The 19,987-nt window shown below is 60.3% G+C and carries 18 protein-coding genes and 1 pseudogene; 12 read left to right on the plus strand and 7 right to left on the minus strand.

The window, feature by feature from the left end; genetic code table 11:
- The first annotated feature begins 112 nt into the window (after window positions 1-112).
- Genes BW934_RS00640 through BW934_RS00655 form a run of 4 tightly spaced genes read left to right on the plus strand, consistent with a single transcriptional unit; the run spans window position 113 to window position 4,839 of the window.
- Window positions 113-1,036, plus strand: a complete 924-nt coding sequence (locus tag BW934_RS00640) for a proline dehydrogenase family protein (RefSeq protein WP_076344047.1) — start codon at window positions 113-115, stop codon at window positions 1,034-1,036.
- An 11-nt stretch (window positions 1,037-1,047) separates the two neighbouring features.
- Complete coding sequence (locus BW934_RS00645; protein ID WP_076344049.1) at window positions 1,048-2,442, plus strand: amino acid permease; 1,395 nt, start codon at window positions 1,048-1,050, stop codon at window positions 2,440-2,442.
- 20 nt (window positions 2,443-2,462) lie between these two features.
- Window positions 2,463-3,950 (plus strand): APC family permease, encoded by a 1,488-nt coding sequence (locus BW934_RS00650; protein WP_084182379.1) that lies wholly within the window; start codon window positions 2,463-2,465, stop codon window positions 3,948-3,950.
- Between the two features lie 13 nt (window positions 3,951-3,963).
- Window positions 3,964-4,839, plus strand: a complete 876-nt coding sequence (locus BW934_RS00655) for a proline iminopeptidase-family hydrolase (RefSeq protein ID WP_076344051.1) — start codon at window positions 3,964-3,966, stop codon at window positions 4,837-4,839.
- A gap of 167 nt (window positions 4,840-5,006) precedes the next feature.
- Here the strand turns inward: BW934_RS00655 and BW934_RS00660 are convergent, their stop codons facing one another.
- The 3 genes from BW934_RS00660 to BW934_RS00670 form a co-directional block, all read right to left on the minus strand.
- Window positions 5,007-5,783, minus strand: coding sequence for an RpnC/YadD family protein (locus BW934_RS00660; RefSeq protein ID WP_234969431.1), 777 nt, complete (start codon window positions 5,781-5,783; stop codon window positions 5,007-5,009).
- A gap of 219 nt (window positions 5,784-6,002) precedes the next feature.
- Window positions 6,003-8,015: a methyl-accepting chemotaxis protein gene (locus BW934_RS00665; protein WP_076344053.1), complete on the minus strand. Its 2,013-nt coding sequence runs from the start codon at window positions 8,013-8,015 to the stop codon at window positions 6,003-6,005.
- 408 nt (window positions 8,016-8,423) lie between these two features.
- Window positions 8,424-8,852: a Fur family transcriptional regulator gene (locus tag BW934_RS00670; RefSeq protein ID WP_076344055.1), complete on the minus strand. Its 429-nt coding sequence runs from the start codon at window positions 8,850-8,852 to the stop codon at window positions 8,424-8,426.
- Between the two features lie 255 nt (window positions 8,853-9,107).
- Here BW934_RS00670 and ahpC point away from each other — a divergent pair, with 255 nt between their 5' ends.
- The 5 genes from ahpC to BW934_RS00695 all read left to right on the plus strand — a co-directional run bounded on the left by ahpC (window position 9,108) and on the right by BW934_RS00695 (window position 14,565).
- Window positions 9,108-9,671 (plus strand): alkyl hydroperoxide reductase subunit C, encoded by a 564-nt coding sequence (ahpC, locus tag BW934_RS00675; protein ID WP_076344057.1) that lies wholly within the window; start codon window positions 9,108-9,110, stop codon window positions 9,669-9,671.
- An 18-nt stretch (window positions 9,672-9,689) separates the two neighbouring features.
- A complete protein-coding gene (gene ahpF, locus BW934_RS00680) occupies window positions 9,690-11,219 on the plus strand; it encodes an alkyl hydroperoxide reductase subunit F (RefSeq protein ID WP_076344059.1) in 1,530 nt (509 codons plus the stop codon).
- A 196-nt stretch (window positions 11,220-11,415) separates the two neighbouring features.
- On the plus strand, window positions 11,416-12,423 hold the full coding sequence (locus BW934_RS00685) for a zinc-dependent alcohol dehydrogenase (protein ID WP_076344061.1): 1,008 nt from the start codon (window positions 11,416-11,418) through the stop codon (window positions 12,421-12,423).
- Window positions 12,420-13,232: a sugar phosphate isomerase/epimerase family protein gene (locus tag BW934_RS00690; RefSeq protein ID WP_076344063.1), complete on the plus strand. Its 813-nt coding sequence runs from the start codon at window positions 12,420-12,422 to the stop codon at window positions 13,230-13,232. The genes BW934_RS00685 and BW934_RS00690 overlap by 4 nt, the downstream gene beginning before the upstream one ends.
- Before the next feature lie 25 nt (window positions 13,233-13,257).
- On the plus strand, window positions 13,258-14,565 hold the full coding sequence (locus tag BW934_RS00695; RefSeq protein WP_076344065.1) for an MFS transporter: 1,308 nt from the start codon (window positions 13,258-13,260) through the stop codon (window positions 14,563-14,565).
- A gap of 40 nt (window positions 14,566-14,605) precedes the next feature.
- Here BW934_RS00695 and BW934_RS00700 read toward each other — a convergent pair whose 3' ends face one another.
- Window positions 14,606-15,250 carry an MBL fold metallo-hydrolase gene (locus BW934_RS00700; RefSeq protein WP_076344067.1) on the minus strand — a complete coding sequence of 215 codons (645 nt, stop codon included), beginning with the start codon at window positions 15,248-15,250 and terminating at the stop codon, window positions 14,606-14,608.
- A gap of 112 nt (window positions 15,251-15,362) precedes the next feature.
- Window positions 15,363-16,235 (minus strand): LysR family transcriptional regulator, encoded by an 873-nt coding sequence (locus BW934_RS00705; RefSeq protein ID WP_076344069.1) that lies wholly within the window; start codon window positions 16,233-16,235, stop codon window positions 15,363-15,365.
- Between the two features lie 235 nt (window positions 16,236-16,470).
- Here BW934_RS00705 and BW934_RS00710 point away from each other — a divergent pair.
- Window positions 16,471-16,629, plus strand: a pseudogene (locus tag BW934_RS00710) (ABC transporter substrate-binding protein); the annotation flags it as partial.
- A gap of 28 nt (window positions 16,630-16,657) precedes the next feature.
- Here BW934_RS00710 and BW934_RS00715 read toward each other — a convergent pair.
- Window positions 16,658-17,755 (minus strand): glycosyltransferase family 2 protein, encoded by a 1,098-nt coding sequence (locus BW934_RS00715; RefSeq protein ID WP_076344071.1) that lies wholly within the window; start codon window positions 17,753-17,755, stop codon window positions 16,658-16,660.
- A 134-nt stretch (window positions 17,756-17,889) separates the two neighbouring features.
- On the opposite strand from BW934_RS00715, the gene BW934_RS00720 reads away from it, so the two are divergent.
- Both BW934_RS00720 and BW934_RS00725 read left to right on the plus strand, forming a co-directional pair.
- On the plus strand, window positions 17,890-18,195 hold the full coding sequence (locus BW934_RS00720; protein WP_234969477.1) for an alpha-helical endospore appendage domain-containing protein: 306 nt from the start codon (window positions 17,890-17,892) through the stop codon (window positions 18,193-18,195).
- Window positions 18,196-18,200: 5 nt separating this feature from the next.
- On the plus strand, window positions 18,201-18,893 hold the full coding sequence (locus tag BW934_RS00725) for a hypothetical protein (protein WP_076344075.1): 693 nt from the start codon (window positions 18,201-18,203) through the stop codon (window positions 18,891-18,893).
- A gap of 75 nt (window positions 18,894-18,968) precedes the next feature.
- Here the strand turns inward: BW934_RS00725 and BW934_RS00730 are convergent, their stop codons facing one another.
- Window positions 18,969-19,907, minus strand: a complete 939-nt coding sequence (locus BW934_RS00730) for an exosporium glycoprotein BclB-related protein (protein ID WP_076344077.1) — start codon at window positions 19,905-19,907, stop codon at window positions 18,969-18,971.
- Between the last annotated feature and the right edge of the window lie 80 nt (window positions 19,908-19,987).

A 19,987-nucleotide genomic window follows, 5' to 3' on the forward strand; every position in this document is an offset into this window, starting at 1 on the left:
ATGCGTCTGTGTCTACAATAAAGACACAGCGCGAACTCATTGTCAAATTTTTAGACACATTGTCCATGTGCGTAGACAGCATGAGATGCCACCATGGAAGAGGGGGATGCGTATGGAACAATTGATGCGCAACACGCTGCTGAAGCTGTCCCGAAGCCGCCGCGCAGAACACCTGGCACGGCGGTTCGGCTTTCGGCTGGGCGCTGGCCGGTTTGTGCCGGGCGAATCGCTGGAGGACGCGGTGCGCGCTGTAGAAGAGCTCCATCGGCGCGGACTTGCAGCGACGCTGGATCACCTGGGCGAGTTCGTCGATCGTCCCGAAGAGGCGAGGCAGGCTGCGGACTTTTGCGTGCGCACGCTCGAGCGCTTTGCCGGCCTGCCGTACGATTTGTATTTGTCGGTCAAACTGACGCAGTTGGGCCTCGACATCGATGAGGGGCTGTGTATGGAGAACATGCACAGAATTGTCGCGCGGGCCCGCGATACGGGGCGCTTTGTCCGCATTGACATGGAAGACTATGCGCACAACGAGGTGACCCTGACCATCTATCGAAAGCTTCTCGCGGAGTTCGGCACTGAGCACATTGGCACGGTGATTCAGGCGTACCTGTACAAGAGCGCGGACGATATTCGAGCACTGGCTCCACTTCGGCCGAACCTGCGGTTGGTCAAGGGCGCCTATAAGGAATCGCCTTCCGTCGCCTATCCAGAGAAGCGCGATGTAGATGAGAACTACAAGCGGGTCATCGATTTGCAGCTGCAGTCAGGCGGCAGGACGGCTGTGGCCACGCATGACGAAGCCATCATCGCGTGGGTCAAAGAGCGCGTGCGCGAGCTCAACATCCCGCAGGCGCGATGGGAATTTCAAATGTTGTACGGGATTCGTCCCCAGCTCCAAGAATCCCTCGCGCGCGAGGGCTATAAGGTTCGCGTATACGTGCCGTTTGGTGAGGATTGGTACGGGTACTTTATGCGGCGTTTGGCCGAACGCCCAGCGAACGTCGGATTTGTGCTCAAGTCGCTCGTCAAGTCGTAAGGGGGATGCTGATGGGATCGAAGGTGGAAGCGAAGTTTGGGCAGGAGCGGGCCTCGCTTCGCCAAGGGCTCCGCATGCGCCATATGACCATGATCTCGCTCGGCGGCGTGATCGGCGCCGGCCTGTTCGTCGGGAGCGGCGCGGTGATCCAGTCCGCGGGACCGGCAGCGGTGGCTTCGTACGCGCGCGCGGGGTGTCTGGTCATCCTCATTATGCGCATGCTGGGGGAAATGGCGACCGCCAGACCCGCCGTCGGGTCCTTTGCCGAGTACGGGCGTATGGCGCTCGGCGAGTGGGCGGGATTTCTGATTGGATGGCTGTACTGGTATTTCTGGGTCATCGTCGTCGCTGTGGAGGCAACCGCCGGCGCGTTGACGCTGCACAACTGGCTGTTGCCCGGTGTGCCGCTCTGGGTGCTTTCCCTCGTTCTGCTTTTGCTTCTCACGCTGTCGAACCTGTTGTCCGTGCGATCCTACGGCGAATTTGAGTATTGGTTTGCTTTCATTAAAGTCGCCGCGATCGTCGTGTTCATTGTTTTGGCGGGCCTGTTTGTGCTCGGGCTTTGGCCGGGCGCGCATCTGAACTTCTCCAATCTCGTGTCACATGGCGGATTTGCTCCGCGAGGCGTCGGGGCATTGTTTGCAGACGTGACCACGCTCATCTTCTCTTTCTTTGGTTCGGAAATTGTCACCATTGCCGCGGCTGAGTCCAAGGAACCCGCGAAGGCCGTGGCGCGCGCGACGAACTCGGTCATCTGGCGAGTGCTGGTCTTTTACGTCCTGTCCATTTTCCTTATCGTTACCATGATACCGTGGAACGACAGCAAGGCTCTCACGAGTCCTTACGTGAGTGCACTCAGCATGCTGCATATTCCGGGCGTAGCGGCGGCCATGAACATCGTCGTGATCACGGCCGTATTGTCCTGCTTGAATTCGGGACTCTACACGGCTTCGCGCATGCTGTTCGCGCTCGCTTACCAGGGCAATGCGCCGAAGGGGTTGCTGCAAACCAATCGCCGCGGTGTGCCCGCTCGGGCAATCCTGTTTTGCACCATCGTCGGCTACCTGTCCATCATTATGGACTACGTGTCGCCGCAGCACGTGTTTCTGTTTCTGCTGAACTCGTCCGGTGCCGTTGGGCTCTTCATCTACCTGCTCATTGCGTGTTCGGAGCTGGCGATGCGGCGGCGGATGGAGCGCGAGGGTGAGGAACTGAAGGTGCGCATGTGGTTGTTCCCCTTCTTGACGTACGTGTGCATCGCGGCCATGACCGCCGTCATTGTGGCCATGGCCTTTCAACCGGGTGATTTGTCGCAGCTCGTGCTGAGCCTGGTCAGCGTCGCGGTGCTCTTGGTGTTGTACGGCGTGAAGCGGTGGTATCAGGCAAACACGAACCGCGCGGCGTGAGGAAGGGGTGGCGCTGCGCTATGAGCCGTAGCGCAGCGCGCTTTCATACCGATGTCTACTGCGAGTTGCGAGCGACCTTCTTGACTTATGAACAGCAGGCAGGGAGGACGCAAATGACGGCACTAAAGAAAGGCGAAATTACGACGCTCGAAGCCATGGCTATTTCAGTAGCCATCATGGCTCCGACCGCAGCCATGGCTCTTAACGGTGCTTTGGTCGCTAGTATTGCTGGCACAGCGGTTCCACTCACATTCTTCTTGGCCATGATTGTTATCGGTATGGTGTCCTACTCGTTTATTCGATTTAACCGATTCGTCTCCAGCAGCGGGTCGGTCTATGCTTTCACAGCTATGTCATTGGGGCCTCGTGCCGGCTTTCTCTCAGGGTGGGCGCTGCTCTTCGCCTATTTGGTCTTTACGGCTGCATCTAGCGCAGAAGTCGGCGCTTTTTTGCAGTCATTCTTCGCAATTATCCGTCTAAATGTGGGCTGGCTCATACCTGCCGTTGTGACGCTGCTTTTGCTTTTGTTGCTTGCATTTTTCGACGTTCGACTTGGAGCGCGTGTCATGTTGGTTTTTGAAGGTATTTCTATTATGCTCATTCTCATTCTCAGCATAGCAATTCTATTGCGGGGAGGCGCGAGTCACCACTTAAGCCTACTTCCTTTCACATTGAAGCACACTTCGTTGTCATCGGTAGCCTTTGCATCGGTTTTCGCATTTCTGTCTTTTGCTGGATTTGAAGGTGCATCAAGTCTTGGAGAAGAGACTCGGGACGCGACGAAGGCTATCCCGTTAGCAATTGGGGCCGCCATTTTTCTCACGGGTGGTTTTTATATTCTTTCGACTTACACCCAAACAATTGGGTTTGGATTGAATCCTAGTGGTGTGCGCACTTTCGCACAGTCGTCAGCCCCCCTAGGCTTGCTCGCAGAACAGTATATCTCGCGCACATTTGCAGCAGTCCTTATGCTAGGTGCGACTCTGTCGGCATTTTCGTCCGCGCTCGGTACAGCCACTACCGCTTCACGCTTGTTGTATTCATTGGGCAAAAGTAGACTCTTGTTAGGCACCTTTGGTACCACACATCCTCGGTATGGTTCTCCATATATTGCTCTTTCCGCTGTCGGGGTGATGGGGCTTCTCCAACTTATTCTGTTAAGACAATTGCCAGGTATCACGGTCTTTGGTGATTTAGGATCTCTAGGAGTTCTGTCTTTGCTACTGGCGTATATATCCACGAATACAGGATATATCTTCTTTGCTCGTAGGAAAAAGGATGGAATTGCAGCGCTCGTACTTCCACTCATATCTATCCTTGCGCTCGTGTACACGCTCTATGCGAACGTCTATCCAATCCCAGCGTACCCATCTAACTTGTTCCCGTATATTGTTGTGATGTGGATAGGATTAGGAGTGCTTGTTCTCCTGTTTGAAAAAAACACAGTACAGAAGGTGGAAACGTGGCTGAAAGATGAATACGGCTTCTCAAAAGATTCATTGGAGTAAGGGGAAATGACGAATGGCTTCAGTCCAATACATTCACGTTCAAGGCCGAAAAGTTGCATATTGGGTCTTTGGAGAACACGCTAAGGGCATTCCAATTGTATGTTTACATGGCGGTCCAGGCATGCCACACGACTATCTGGAACCACTGGCGGAACTATCTGACGAACGGCCCGTAATTTTTTATGATCAGCTTGCCTGCGGTCTATCCGACCATGTTCCTGATGTTTCCGTACTTGATGTCTCGTGGTTTACAAGTGAGCTTGAACTTGTTCGACAAGCTTTAGGTCTAGAGCAGTTTCATCTTTTTGGGCATTCGTGGGGTGGGTGGTTGGCCCTCCAATATACGCTGGATTTTCAACCAACACTGGCCTCTTTAACGATTTGCAGCTCACCTGCCAGTGCTCGCGATTTTGTCTTAGGTTGCGCAGAGCTACGCGCACAACTTCCTCCGGATATCGACGGAGTCCTTCGCGCATATGAAGAGCTACAAGATTATCGTCACCCGATTTATCAAAAGGCGGTACAGGAGTTCTATTTTCGCCACTTCTGCAGATTACGTCCATGGCCTGACGTTGTAAGTCGGTCTTTGGAGAAGATGAGCGTTGAAGTGTACATGCACATGTGGGGACCCGCAGAATTTGGCCCCGTGGATGGTGTTTTGAAGGATTGGTCGGTAGAAACGCGCGTACGCGAGATTCAGGTTCCGGCCCTCGTCGTTTGTGGCAGGTACGATGAGGCAAGGCCCTCATATATGTCGAGGTTGGCGTCAGGACTTTCCGGACCCGTGGAGTTTCATGTGTTCGAGAATAGTTCACATTTAGCCTTTTGGGAGGATAAAGACAATTTTTTGCGTGTATTACGCTCTTTCCTAAGGCAGTGGGATCCGTGAATGCTGCTTAACTTTGTAAAGTGCCCCCACGCCCAGGTGTTCGCGGGTCTAATACGTCGATAAGTGTGCGTGTTGCGCACAAAAGCTAATCCGCTGTTCCCACGCGGCTTCCCTACAGTGGCTCACCGCGGGCCTGCCGAAGCCTTTACGCCTCGGCAGGCCTAGGTTCAATTCGTAAGTTTGCGAGCGAGATCCTCTATTTCCTGCTTGGATAGCTTCGTGGTATCCGCGATATCTTCGAGTGACAATCCCTTGCGCAAGAGATTGAACGCGATTTGCACGCGTTCTTCCACGCGTCCCTCCATGCGCCCTTCTTCGTAAAGCTCTTCAGCCAACTTGGACACGCGTCTCAGCTCCTTTCGAAGGACAGCCCGTTGTTCCTCCGTGAGGCCTTGATCACCAAGCACAAGAATGGCACTTACAACCAGATCACGTTCCGCCTCGTCCGGTACTTGCGGAATCAGTTCGCGGACGCGATCGAAAGCTCGGTTCTGATCCACCAATCGCATGTTGAGCGCGAGGCCCAATCGGATACGATCGCTCGGTTCCCATGTGCCGTGACGGAGGTGGTTCGCAACGTCGGCCAGTGCTTGGTCACCATCAAGATTTCGCAAAAACACGTTTTCAACGCGGTAATACGCCGCTCCGATGTCAAGATCTGAGGGCGCGTTCGCGACGTTTGCGTGGTAGAGCACAACTGTGCGAATCCGCGCCCGGTGTTCATTGGCCAGGCGAGCGTCATACTCCAAAAAGCGGTGCAACGTCGATTCACGTTTGGTTTGAAATTCAAGATGAAATAAGTCTTGGTTCTTCATTTTCCACACGCGGTCCACGCGCAGTGTATTCACCGGGAGTTCCGTCGACAGCGGCTCTTCAAGCTCCACTCCATGCACACCCAACACATCTAGGGCACCCCCTGATAGGGAACGGGTGAGCGCCTTCATGAGCGTATCTTGTTTCGGCATGGGCATCCTTCTCTCTTTTCAGTATATGGGATTCCTGCATGCTCGACAATCCCAAGACCCATTCGTGTCTTGGTGCGGAAGCTTGCACACGGCTGTGGGGCGCGGCGCTGTGACGCGCATCCGTGGCCGTCCTTGTGAAAAGCAAGGCGTCAGCCTGTCGCCTAAGCTTGACAAGCTGACACCTTGGGAAGCCAAGGCCTAGACTCGCTTATCGGACTCCAACTTGAACTGACGCAGGGATTCCTGCATCTCCTCGGCCAAGCCGGCCAGAGCCTCTGCGGATGCAGCGATTTCTTCCATCGTGGCCAACTGCTCTTCCGTGGCCGCCGAGACGTTTTGCATGTCGGACGACGTTTGCGCCATGAACGATTCGATCTCTGCTAAAAACGCGCGCAGCGACGCGGCGTTTGCGGACATGCGCCGAGCCGAAGCCTCGACAGATTCGATTTCGCCTGCGACGGACTGAATGCCCGTCTGAATGCTCGCGAACAGCTGACCCGCCTGATTCACGACGTCTGCTCCTCGAGCCACTTCGGCTTCACTTGCCGCCATGGACGCCGAGACTTCCTGCATCCGCGTCTGCATGGAACGGATGAGCTCCTGAATCTCTTTTGCGGACCGCGCCGACTGATCGGCCAGTTTGCGGACCTCGGCGGCTACGACCGCGAAGCCGCGACCGGCATCGCCTGCGCGCGCAGCCTCAATCGCCGCGTTCAAGGCTAGTAGATGGGTTTGGGACGAGATCGATTGGATCAATTCCACAATCTCTTGGATATTGTCCGAGTCTTGCGTGAGATCGCCAATGGATGAGGCGAGATTTCTGACGGCATGACCCACCGTTTGCATCTGGCGCACGGCTTGCTCCGCCGTGGCGGCGCCTTCTCTGGCCTCTCGGACGGCGGTCTGCGCGGTCAAAACCGCATGGCCAGCGCTCTGTGCGACGGACTCCACATCCTCGGCGATGGTGTCGAGCCGCGCGCGGTCCTCCTTCGCGCGTTCGGCCTGCTGCTCGACGCGCGCAGCGATGTGCTGGACGATCTCGGCAATCTGTTCAGTCGCACGCGTATTTTCCTCTCCGCTTGCCGTCAGCTCTTGGGACGACGCGGCGACCTGTTCAGCGTGAGATTCCACACCGCGGATCATATCCCTCAAGGATGCCACCATCTTCCGAAAGGCGTGAGCAAGTTGGCCGAGTTCGTCGCGCGACCGCACGTGTAAGTCGGCGTTCAGATGGCCTTGGCCCACGCGCTCCGCAAACCGGACGAGTTGCGCAAGCGGCACCGTGATACTGCGGACGATGAACCAAATACCTACGGCGCTCGCCAGCAAGGCGACGAGGGTGACGATGAGCGTCGTGACGAGAATGGGCCGCACAGCGCTGAAATACGTCGACGTCGGCACGATGCCGAACACTTTCCAGCCCGTGAGCGGATTCGTGGTGTAGATCACGTGGTACGTGGCGCCCTTCAGGGGCAGGGTGAACGCACCCGACGTGTGCTGATAGATTTCACGCATGGCCGCCACCTTGAGCTCCGTGCCGGGGGCAATGCCATGCAGGGCAATGGCGTGAAATTGTCCATCTACGAGACCTAAATAGCCTGCGGTGCCGAGCCCGATGGTGTTGACCATGTGATCGAACGTGTCCAGCGTGATATCGGCGCCCACCACGCCCTTCCCATCGGGGAGCCGATCCGCCACGGTAAACGTCAGTTTGTGCGTGATGGCGTCGACGTAGGGCGCTGTGATAACCGGTTTCGAGGCCGCCATCGCCGCTTGGTACCAAGGCCGTTTCCGCGGGTCGTAGCCCTTCGGCAGCTGGGCGGGCGGTTCGACGGTAAAGCTTCCCGTGCTGGTTCCGACGTAGACGTGCAGGAAATCGCCGTAGTCTTGCTTGGCTTCTTCGAGCGCCGATACGACCTCGGTATCACCGGATGCGGAGGCTACCTGTTGTGCCACGTGCTGCACCGCAGATTCGCGATCCGCGACAAAGGTAGAGACGTCGCGATTAAAGATTCCGATGCTGGTCTCAACATCTTGATTGAGTTGGTCTCGGACGTGGTTTTGCGTCGCGAAGAAGGATGCGAAACCGATGAATAGGCTTGGGATCAGGACGAGCGCGAAGCACAGGGTGATGAGTTTGGCACGGATGCTCCACCCGCGCGCCGGTCGAGTGGATGGGGTGGACGTCATGATGGGTGTCACGCGATGCATCAACCTCCCTCGTTCGTGATGTCATGCGTTGCGGCCGGCCGAGGGAATTTGTCGAAGGTACGGGGCGTGAGCGGTGCAAACCGATGGACGGGCGTCCTATCTGTGAGATGCAACCTGGGTTACCACGACAAAGGCCTTCGTGGCAATCGCATGACAGATGTGTACAGCCTGGGATATTATCCAACACGTGCGGCGGGGAGTCAATGAATCGGCGTATGGCGTCGTGTCGAGCGGGGGAAACGAGCGGAAACGGCGCGTGAACAAATAAACGGCGCGTCCGCGGACTTGCGCGTGACCGCGCAGACCGGTGGGACAAGAGGCCTGCGCCGCGTGAGCCGTAAGGCACCGGGAGAGTGGCGCCCGGCGTGCGGTCAAAGGGCGCCACCCTCTGGCGTCGGGCCCGCGTTCTCACGAAGGTTTTTGCTCTTTGCACTTGGGACAGACGCCTCGCACCTCGACATGATAGTCCTCAATCTCAAAGCCCTGTGCCTCCGGAGGCACGGACAGGCGAATGGGCTCCTCGAGATAAAAGTCATACAGGGCCCCACAACGAACGCAAATCAGATGATGATGAGGCTCCACATTCATGTCAAAGCGGCTCGCGCCGTCACCGACGCCGATTTCCTTGACGAGCCCGACCTGGGACAGTTGCTTCACGGTATTGTACACGGTCGACACGCTCATGCTAGGAAAGCGGCTTTGCAGGGAAGAATAAATATCGTCCACAGTCGCGTGGCCGTCGTATTCCAATAGAAACGTCAAAATGGCCTCTCGCTGCGGGGTCACGCGCAGGCCCGCTTCCTTAAGCAGTTGAACCGCATCCTTGTGCGCCTGCATGTCACCCCCTCCTTTCCTGCGTTCTCGTTTGAGCTCCAGGGGCTTTGACAATGCCCGGACGTTTTTTTATAATGCGACGTAGATGAGAACGATTCTAAAGAACAACTCGTTACGAGTTGATTATAATTCAACGTTCTCGTTCTGCAAAGTTCTCGTTCTCCAAAGAGCTGAAGGACTTACGCGTCGGTCCGAGCCGCCTCCGGCGGAGGACATAGATAGTCACATTCCTATTGTACGAAGGAGGGTTTCATCAGCATGTCTCTCGTCGGCAAGAAGATTCAACCGTTTAAGGCCATGGCGTTCCGCAACGGAGAGTTTGTTGAGGTGACGGATCAAGATCTGTTGGGGAAATGGAGCATTCTCTGCTTCTACCCGGCTGACTTCTCGTTTGTGTGCCCGACTGAGTTGGAGGATCTCCAGGACCACTATGAGGAGCTGAAGAAGCTCGGCGTGGAAGTGTACTCGGTCTCCACGGACACCCATTTCGTGCACAAGGCGTGGCATGACGTCTCGCCCGCCATTCAGAAGATCACCTACACGATGATTAGCGATGCGACGCACGAGATTTCCCGCAACTTTGACGTGCTGATCGAGGACCAAGGTGTCGCAGAGCGCGCCACGTTCCTCATTGATCCAGACGGCGTCATCCAGGCCATCGAGATCACCGCGGACGGCATCGGGCGCGACGCCTCAACCCTCATTCCCAAGGTGAAGGCGGCGCAGTACGTGCGCAATCACCCTGGCGAGGTCTGCCCGGCGAAGTGGAAGGAAGGCGAGCAGACGCTCAAGCCGAGCCTCGATCTCGTCGGCAAGATCTGAGGAGGTGCACGCCTGACCATGGTGCTCGACGATGACATTCGCGCACAACTGAAACAGTATCTCGAGCTCATGGAAGGCGACGTCGTGATCCGGGTTGCGCCCGGATCCGACGACGCCTCCCGTGACATGATGGAGCTCGTCCGCGAACTTCAATCCATGTCGTCCAAGATTCACGTGGAAGAGGCGGATCTTCCTCGGCGGCCGAGTTTCAGTCTGAACCGGCCGGGCGAGGACACGGGCATCGTGTTTGCGGGCGCGCCGCTTGGACACGAGTTCACTTCGCTCGTCCTGGCGCTTCTGCAGGTCAGCGGTAGGCCCCCGAAAGTCGACGAGTCGGTCATTCGTCAGATTCAGAGCCTCGAGGGGACGTACGAGTTCGAGACCTACGTCAGCCTGAGCTGCCACAACTGCCCGGACGTGGTCCAGGCGCTCAATCTGATGAGCGTCCTCCATCCGAATGTTCGCCACACGATGATTGACGGCGCCGTATTCAAGGCGGAAGTGGAAGAAAAGAACGTGATGGCCGTTCCGACGGTGTACCTGAATGGGGAGTTTTTCGAGAGCGGGCGCATGTCCGTCGAGGACATCCTCGCGAAGCTCGGCAGCCAGGTGGATGTCTCCGATCTGAACGCGCGGGATCCGTACGATGTCCTGGTGGTTGGCGGCGGCCCCGCGGGCGCGAGTGCGGCCATCTACGCGGCCCGCAAGGGCATCCGAACCGGTATCGTGGTGGACCGCTTCGGAGGCCAGGTGAACGACACGCTCGGCATCGAGAACTTCATCAGCGTGAAGTACACCGAAGGCCCTTCCTTCGCCGCTCAACTTGAGGAACATGTCCGTCACTACAATATCGACATTATCAAATCTCAACGCGCGAAACAATTGCGGAAGGGCGATCTCATCGAGGTCGATCTCGAGAGCGGAGCCACGTTGAAGGCCAAGGCCGTCATTATCGCCACGGGCGCGCGGTGGAGGAACATCGGCGTGCCGGGCGAGAAGGAGCTGCAGACGAAGGGCGTGGCGTATTGCCCGCACTGCGACGGGCCGCTCTTCCAAGGCAAAAGGGTGGCCGTCATCGGGGGCGGCAATTCCGGCATCGAGGCGGCCATTGACCTGGCCGGACTGGCTTCGCACGTCACCGTGCTCGAATTCCTGCCGCAGCTCAAAGCGGACGAGATCCTGCAAAAGCGGCTCTTCAGCCTGCCCAACGTCACCGTGCTGACGAATGTCGAGACGAAGGAGATTCTCGGCAGCGAGCGGGTGACGGGCATTCGATATGCCGATCGCGCCACGGGCGAAGAGCATCAGATCGATCTCGAAGGTGTCTTCGTGCAAATTGGCCTCGTGCCCAACACGGAGTGGCTCGGCGATTTCGTGGAGAAGACGCGGTTTGGCGAGATCGTCGTCGACAGCCGCGGCCAGACGAGCGTCGAAGGCGTGTTCGCGGCTGGAGACTGCACGAATGTGCCGTACAAGCAGATCATCATCTCGATGGGTTCCGGCGCGACCGCCGCGCTCGGCGCATTCGATTACCTGATTCGTCACTGATCCATCAACCGTCCTATCCGTTCCCACTTGCCCCTGCGGCTTCGCACGCCCCGCCGCAGGGGCGTTTCTTACGCACCTGTGATAACCGATGTGCATCGCGTCGCCGCAACAATGGTATTGGCGCCATCATCCGCTGCGATGGTACATTCAAATCAACCCGGCCGGGGAAGTGGAAGCGAGATCGAGGTGAACGCGCATGCGACAACTTGTGATGGAAGCGCCTTCGCGCTTGCGGCTCACCGAGGCAGACGCGGCGGGATCGCCCGCAGCCGGCGAGGTGCGCTTGCGCACCATCATGGGCGGCATCTGTGGATCGGACGCAAAGGTGTATCACGGCCACCTGCGGCACGCGAGCTATCCCGTCCGCCCTGGGCATGAACTCGTGGCCCGCGTGGTCGAGGTCGGCGCGGGCGTCGAGGTGGCGCCTGGCGATCGCGTCGTGATCATCCCAAACACGTACTGCGGCGAGTGCGGTCCTTGTCGGCGCGGGCAGACGAACATCTGCGAGCGAAAGGCGTCCATCGGGATCAACGCGCCTGGCGGTTTTGCCGAAGACTGGGTGTTGGAGGCCAAATACGTGGTGCCCGTCCCGGATGAGGTGTCAAACGTCCAAGCCGCGATGGTGGAGCCGTTCGCGGTGGCGTGGCACGCGGTGCATCGGGCCCCGATTGGGGCGGGCGACGAAGTGCTGGTCTTGGGAAGCGGCACCGAGGGAGCCTTCTGCGCGATGCTCGCCCGGTCGCTCGGCGCGCGTGTGACAGCTGCTGACGTGCGCGACGATCGGCTGGCCTTTGTCCAGGCACTGCTGCCGGGGGTGAAGACGGCGCTTGCCTCTGAGCTTCCTCCCGATCACTACGCGACGGTCATCGAGGCGGCCGGCGCGCCGGATGCCATCGCCACGGCCGTTCGGTGCGTGCAGCCTGGCGGTTCCGTCGTCGCGCTCGGTCTCGCCGAGGAGGCCACGCTGCCGATGCAGCAGTTTGTCCGCAAGGAGGCGTCGCTCTTTGGTTCCATCATCTACGTGCGGCAAGACTTCGTCGAGGCGCTCACTCGCCTGACCGAGGACGCCGCCCTGCGCGCTTCGCTCGACCAGCTGTGCGCGGGCGTGTGGCCGCTCGAAGCGTATGATGAGGCTTACCACCATGCGCTGTCGGGCAAGCCCGGCAAGGCGATCATTTCGTTTGAAGGGGGCGGATCGCCGTGAAGTGGAGCATATGCACCACGGGCATGAAGGACCGATCCCTGTCCGACATTCTGAAGCTCGTTCGCGCGTGGCGGGGCGCCGGTGTGCCCGTTCAGGGCTTGGAGCTGTGGGTGGGGCATTTGCGGCCGTTTGCGGACGCCGGAGTCCGGGCGCTCGAAGACCTTGCTGCGGCGCTTCGCGACGAAGGGCTGCAGGTGCCCGTCATCAGCGGATACACGTACTTCTCGCGCAGCCCGCGCGATCGCGACGTCGATCTCGCCGACGTCCGCCGCTTCAGCGAGTGGGCCGCTGCGCTGGGCGCGCCCGCCCTCCGGACCTTCTTCGGCCATCTGCCATCGCGCGCCGCAAGTCCAGAACTGTGGGACGAGTCGCTCGAGGCGCTGTGTGCCGCGCGTGACTTGGCGCGGCAGGAGGGCGTGGACCTTCTCGTCGAGACGCACTACCAGACGTTCGCCGATTCCCTCGACAGTCTCCGCAACCTGCTCGACTCGGTTCCGGGCGATCTCGGCCTGATCTTTGATGCTGCAAACTTTCATCCGGACCACATCGATCCGCTGCAGGTGTTGCGGGGCGTGTATCCTGCGGTTCGGCACGTGCACTGCAAGAACTACCACTGGAACCACCAGGCGTGGTATCAGAGCATGCCCGTCTCGGCGTTCGATCCGTCCGGCGACGTCGACAATGACCGCGTGCTGCGCGAGATCACCGCCCGCGGGTATCAGGGCTTTGTGTCCTTGGAGTACTTCGGCCAGCGCGGCTGGTCGGCGCTGTTGCGATCGCTCGAAGAGGCACGAGCTCGGTCTGCATGATGAGTACGAAAGAGGAGGAGATGGCGTGAAACATCGGCGTTGGTGGATCGGCGTATTGATCGCTGTGGGCGTGATCGTCAACTATCTCGACCGATCGGCGACCTCCATGGCCACAAAGCCGATCGAGGGGACGTTTCACCTGACGGCTGGGCAGATGGGCATCGTCCTTTCTGCCTTCAGCTGGTCCTATGCCTTGCTGCAGATTCCGGTCGGGGCCATGCTCGACAAAATCGGCGTGAAGTGGGTCATCCGCTTGGGCATGGTGCTTTGGTCCATCGCGTGTTTTGTCACGGCGGCGGCCACCGGTCAGGGCTTGCTCCTCTTGGGGCGCGTGCTGTTGGGCATCGGCGAGGCGCCGTACTTCCCGGCAGCTGTGAAGTCGGTCGGCTATTGGTTCCCGGTTGCGGAGCGCGCCCGCGCCGTCTCGCTCTATGATGCGGAGTCGAAGCTCGCGAGCGCCATCGGCGCCCCGCTTTTGGCCTTCGCCATCACGGAATGGAGCTGGCGCGGCGGCTTCATCGCCACGGGAATTCTGAGCATCGTGTACGTGTTCGTCTACTGGGCGATGTATCGCGATCCGCGCGAGGACCGGCGGCTGTCCCAGGAAGAGCTCGCCTACATCGAAGAGGGCGGATCGCAGGAAGAGGGTCAGGCGGAAGGCGGTTTGTGGCGCAATCTCGGCCATCTGTTGCGCTACCGCAAGGTGTGGGGCGTGTTCATCGGGTTTGCGGCGTACGCGTACTCCTTCTGGCTGTTCTTGTCTTGGTTGCCGGGCTACTTGGAGAATCAGATGCACATGTCGGTACTCAAGACCGGCTGGTTTGCCGCCATCCCTTGGTTGGTGGGTTTCGCCTCTGAACTGTTCGTCGCGGGCTTCTTCATCGACTGGCTGGTGAAGCGGGGCCGGGATCCACTCCGGGTACGCAAAGCGGTGCTCGTGGTGTGTCTGCTCCTGGGGCTCACGGTCATCGGTGCGGCGTACACGCATTCGCCGGGTTGGGCCGTCTTCTTCATCTCCATCGCGCTCGGCGCCCTGGTTTGCACCTCGTCCATCGCCATGAGCATCCCGACCTTCATCGCGCCGAAAGGCACCGTCGGGGTGTTGACGGGATTTCTGACGTTCGGGAACAACGCCATGGGGATTCTTGCACCAATTGTAACCGGTTTCATCGTGCAGGCGACGGGATCGTTCATGGACGCGTTCCTCTGCGCGGCCGTCATTCTGATCATTGGCGTCCTCAGCTACGCCTTTTTGCTGACCGATCTCGACCGCATTCCTTCCCCCGACATCCGCTCGGGTGCAGCTCCTGAGGCGAAAGTGCCCATCCGTTGAGGCGAGCTGGGCGGGGCTCTCGACGAGCCCCGCCCTATCGTCATCCCCGCATCGCGTCCAGCAAAAATCGGTTGTGTCTCCGCTCATGCGCCATGCGCGTCGCGGGCCCGTGGCCCGGGTAGATCTCGAGGTGGTCAGGCCACGCGAGAATGCGCTTGAGCGAAGCCAGCATGGCGTTCGGGTCCGAGCCTTCGAGATCGACGCGGCCGATGGTCCCCGCGAAGAGCGTGTCGCCGGAAAACGCCACGCGTTCTCCAACAAGACATACGCTTCCTGGCGAATGCCCTGGGGTGTGCCAGACGGTGAACGTCTCGTCGCCGAGCTTCAGCTTGTCGCCGTCGGAAATCCATTGATCCGGTTGGCGCAGATCCGGCACCTCGGCCGCGAGGTACGTTTGGTACCAGTGCGGCGCCCGGTTCCACGTGACGAGGTCGTCCGGATGCAGGAAAGACGGCACGCCATACTGGTCCCGCAACACGTCCGCACCGATGACGTGATCGAAGTGTCCGTGCGTGTTCCAGTTGGCGACGAGTTTCAGGCCCATCTCGTCGATGAACGAAAACACCGGGTCCAGCGACAGATCGCCTGGGTCGATCACGACAGCCTGCGCGCCTCGCTCCCACGACTCCGCGACGACGTAGCAGTTGGACTGAATGGGAGAAATGACGAAGCGGCGAATTTCCATGTGACATGTCCCCTTCCCGTCGTTGGCGCATCCAGTGAGAAGTGTATCAGGTTGGGGCACAAGCGCGAAACGAGGGGCGGCCCGCGCCAGCCGCGGGAGCCGAACGCGGGCCTTACGGCTGGCACATGCGCTTCACAAACGAGATGAACGCGCGGGCGACGGGAGAGAGCGGCGTGTGCGCGTGCCACACCATGTACACCGAGCGGGTGCACGACTCCTGAAGCTTCAGGGCGCGAACGGGCAGTTGCGTCAGCTGCGGGTTCAGTGGCACGACGGCGACGCCCACGCCTGCGGCAACGAGTCCTGCGACGGTCAGGTCCTCGACCCCTTCCATCGCCACGCGGGGGGCGAAACCGGCTTCGGCACAGTACTTCTCGATTACGTGCCGAATCCCGCTCTCCCGGGCGTAGGCGACAAACGGCTCATGGGCGAGATCGGTCAGTCGACACGAGGCGCGCTGTGCCAGGGCGTGATCGGGCGGGACGATGGCCACGAGTTCTTCGCGCAGAATTTCGACGCAGTTCAGGTGCGGCGCGCGCTGCGGCGTGCAGAACGCGATGTCGATCTCGCCTTGGTCGAGCTGTTGCAGCAGCTTTTGGGTGGGCGCCTCCGACAGTCTGACCGTGACACCGGGATGCGAGCGGGTGAAGGACCGGATGATGTCAGGAAGAAAGCGCGTTCCGAGCGAGTAGATGAGGCCAACCTGGAGGGTGCCGCGCTCTTGACCAGCAAGCTCCGAGACTTTGCGGACCCCGGTGGCCACCTCGGCCAGGGCTTGACGCGCGTGCGGCAGAAACGCCTCGCCGTACGGGGTCAGCCGCACGCCCTGCGCGGTGCGCACAAAGAGCGGCGCGCCAAGGTCGCCCTCGAGCTTTTGGATGGACCGGGAGAGGGCAGGCTGGGACACGCGAATGGCGTCGGCGGCGCGCCGAAAGCTTTGGTGCATCGCCACGGCCACAAAGTACTCAAGCTGGACAAGTTCCATGCGTAACCTCCCAGTTTCCCGAACGTGAACGCTCTAGCTTCATCACACACGAGCGCGGCGGTGGTGTCAACGGGAGCGTTCCGCGGAGAGAACCTCTTGTGAATCTTGTGAAAATGGGGCTTGCGCAAGAGGAAGGATCGTTGTATGTTGGGCTTGTAAGCGGTTTCTTATGGGGGTGGGGAGCCGAGGCAAAGGATAGGGGACATCGTCTACCGTTTCGAAACCGTTTTCGATTCGGATGCCGGTCATTCCACTGCTCGTCGGCGCGTACTGGTACGAGTATAATGACAGCCACTACACCGGCTGGCCCACGAAGCAAAACCTATGGATCACGCCGGGGCCCGCCAACACGCAGTCGGCCGCCATTGTCATGCAACACCTGCGGCCCGTGTGAGCCGTCTGAACCGTGGGCAGCCTGGGACCTAGTCGTCCGTTTCGCCCTCGGTGGGTGGTGAAATCAAGGGTGCGAGCGCTGCCCGGTTGCGCAGGATCATCGGATGTTCACGGCCAAGGTACGCGGCCGCCCGCTCGTTTTCCTCATAGGCCGCGCGGTAGTGACCGAGTCGGGCCAAGATGACGCACAGTTGGATGTGCGGAAGCCAGGTCTCGCAGGCGCGGTTGAGGAAACCCATGAAGCTGGGCGGGCGGCGGCAGACGGTGGCGAGGCGGTACCACTCGTAAGCCGCGGCGAGATCGCCCTGTTCTAGTGCGGCGTGGCCGAGCCGGCAGCACGCTTCGGAGCGAGGCGCGTCGTACAAAAAGGATCTGAGCACCGCCCTGCGCGCCTCCTCGTGCCGCCCTAATTTGAGGTGCGCATCCGACAAACGGTAACAGGCGAAGATGGCGTCCTCTTTCCAAATGTTCGGCAAGGTCAGAAAGGCTTCGTACTGCGTCATGGCTTCCGTGATTCGGCCGTGATCGAACAGCTCGTTGGCGTAGTAGAGCGTGTCGCGCGCATCGAACACGTCGCCGGCGCGCAGGCGGGCCTCGTAGATGCGCAGGTTGCGCGACGCGTCGTGGCGGATCGGGCGGTGGCAGATGGAGGTTTCCGCGTGGAAGATGTTGCCGCGCACGTCGAGGTACTCGTGGACTCGGCCGCGCCAGCAAAAGGTTGCGGCGCGCCGCACCAACCGGATGAGGCGGGAGCTGTACGACGGTTGGTCACCGTAAAACGCGAGGTGATACCATGCCGTCACGGCATCGACGTCGGGCGGGAGGGCCGACTTGAGCGCCTTCCACGCGGCCATGTCCTCCGGCCGAATCACGTCGTCCGCGTCGAGCCACAGGATGTAGGCGCATGTTGCCAGGCGAAACGCGTAGTTGCGGGCGGCGCTGAAGTCGTCGCACCAAGCGAATTCCTCCACGCGCGCGCCGAACGACCGGGCGATCTCGACCGTGTGATCTTCCGATCCGGTGTCCACCACGATCATTTCGTCGGCGAGATCGCCCACCGATTCGAGGCAGCGCGCGAGCACTTCTTCCTCATTGCGGACAATCATGCATAACGACCACGTCGCCATACGCATTCCTCCCGGTGTCCCGGTGATGGTTCAGGCTATGCGGCTTTGCCCCGGTGCGATCCGGCCCGCGCCCTGAATCGCACTTGGGCGGTGGCCCGCATACATCTGTGCAGAGGGAGGAATGCGTCGTGTCCATGCCCAATATCCCCGACATTCGGCCCGACATCGAGTTAACGCGGGAACAGGTCATGCACCTTCTGCTCGCCTCCATCGCCATGGAGGAGATGGGCCTTGCGCACATTCTGAATGCAGAGGGAGAAAAACTGCAAAGGGCCATGGCCCAACCTGGCCTGTCCCTTGCCGATCTCATGGGTTTGAATGACGCGATCGAGCGCATGCTGCGCACCATCATCCGGAAAGAACTGCTTTTGCAGATGAAGCTGGACGCTGTGCTTCGGATGTTGCCTGGCCCCGGTGAATGCGAATGTTCCGAGGAATAGAGCACGTGGCGCGACAGCTCGAGGATAGCCCGCTCGATGCCATCGTGGAACAACTCGGCCGGTGGGACGTCGCGTCGGCGCGCCTTGTGGCGCTCTTGGCGCGATCGGGCGGTCGGCATGCGCTCGGCGCGGCCCTGGATCACCACGAGGGGCTGCAACGCATTCGCCGCCAGGTCATGGCGATGTGCCACCACCCGGGGCGCCTCGGTTCGGGCGCGCCGCAAGCGCGGCACGCGCGGCTCGCAGCGCTGGCCGCGCATGGGGAGGCCTTTCACTGGGAGTGCGCCGCGATCGAGTCGTTGTTGGACAGGTCGCGGCAGGCGGGGGAGCAGACCGCGGTGGAACGGCAACAAGACGGCGCGATGGCCATCAGCCGCCTGGTCTCCATGGTGGCGCTGCGGGTTGAAGAGGCGGGGACGGCGGACCTGGCTGCGGCGTGGGCTCGGTTGCGCCAAGAGTTGTGGCGACGCTCGGTTGAGCCGCTCGTGCCGCTTGCGACACCGGAAGCGGGCCTCGCAATGCCTCGGAATGTGCGGCAGTCGGATGGCAAGGCGATGTGTTCGCCAGTGCGCGATCCGGCGCATCATCTCTGGCGAGCGCCAGAGCTTGCGTTGGGGTGCGCGCCGGGCGCGCCTGCATCCGCGCGATCGCGCTCGACCCTCTCGCGGAGGCGGTCAGGGCCATCGTGGCTGGCCTGACCGCCTGCGTCTCCATCCGGGCTGCGGGACAGGCCGGATGGGCGTGGGGATGATGTGGATGGCTGCGCCCAGGGCTCAGCTGATGGCGACACCGGCGGACGCATAACCCGCGACGGTCTGAACGAGCGACAAGCCGCTTGCGGTGGCCGAGAACACGAGCAGCAGCCGCGTGCCCGCGGTGACGGGAATGGCGAGCCCGGTGGCACTGCCAGTCGCGATTTGGCCAAGTGCGATGGTTCCCGTCAGCGGAGTGAGCGTCACGGAGGCGCCGGAAATGGGTGTGAAGGTGTTGTTCGGCGTCGTCGACTCGTACAGTTGCGCCGTGATCGTCACCGTCGTGCCAAGTAGATTCAGGGCGGCGGTGGCGCTGAAGTAGGCGACGATCGACGTGATCGTGCCGTCGCGCGGCATGGAGAATGCAAAGTTGAGCAGCGTGCCGCCCGCACCGGTGAGGTCAATTTGGCCCGAGCCCAACAGGGTGACGCCGGTCACGGAACTGCCGAACCCGACCAGGCTTGTCGTGCCGACAAGGCCCCCGGCCACCGTCGTCAGCGCCACGGGCAGGCCAGACGCATAGGGGATGATGGCGCTTGAACCTGCCGGTCCTGTGGGACCTGTGGGACCTGTGGGACCTGTGGGACCTGTGGGACCTGTGGGACCTGTGGGACCTGTGGGACCTGTGGGTCCCGTGGGTCCCGTGGGTCCACTTGGCCCTGCGCTCGCCAGGGACATGACGTTGTTGAGCTTGCTGTCCAAGATGAGTTCCTTGCGAATGATGTGATCCAGCGTGGTGTTGACGGATTGGTTGAGCGTCAGCAGGTCGTCAAGCGACGGTTGGGTACCCGTGGCGCCAGCCAGCGTGCCGAGGACATACTGAATTTTCTCAGCCTCTGCATTCGTCAGGTGGCCGAGCCCCAGCTCCTCCATGGCGATGGACGACAGCAACAGGTTGATGGCATCGTCACGGGTGACCGATATCGTCGGGTCAATGTTCGGAATGCCGGGTTGAGACACCGCGCACCCTCCTCGCGAATCGAATCTTTTTCTTTTCTCCATCGTAGGAGATGACGAGCGCGCAGGTGTCTACAAACGTC

It is taken from the genome of Alicyclobacillus vulcanalis (assembly GCF_900156755.1).
GTDB lineage: Bacteria > Bacillota > Bacilli > Alicyclobacillales > Alicyclobacillaceae > Alicyclobacillus > Alicyclobacillus vulcanalis.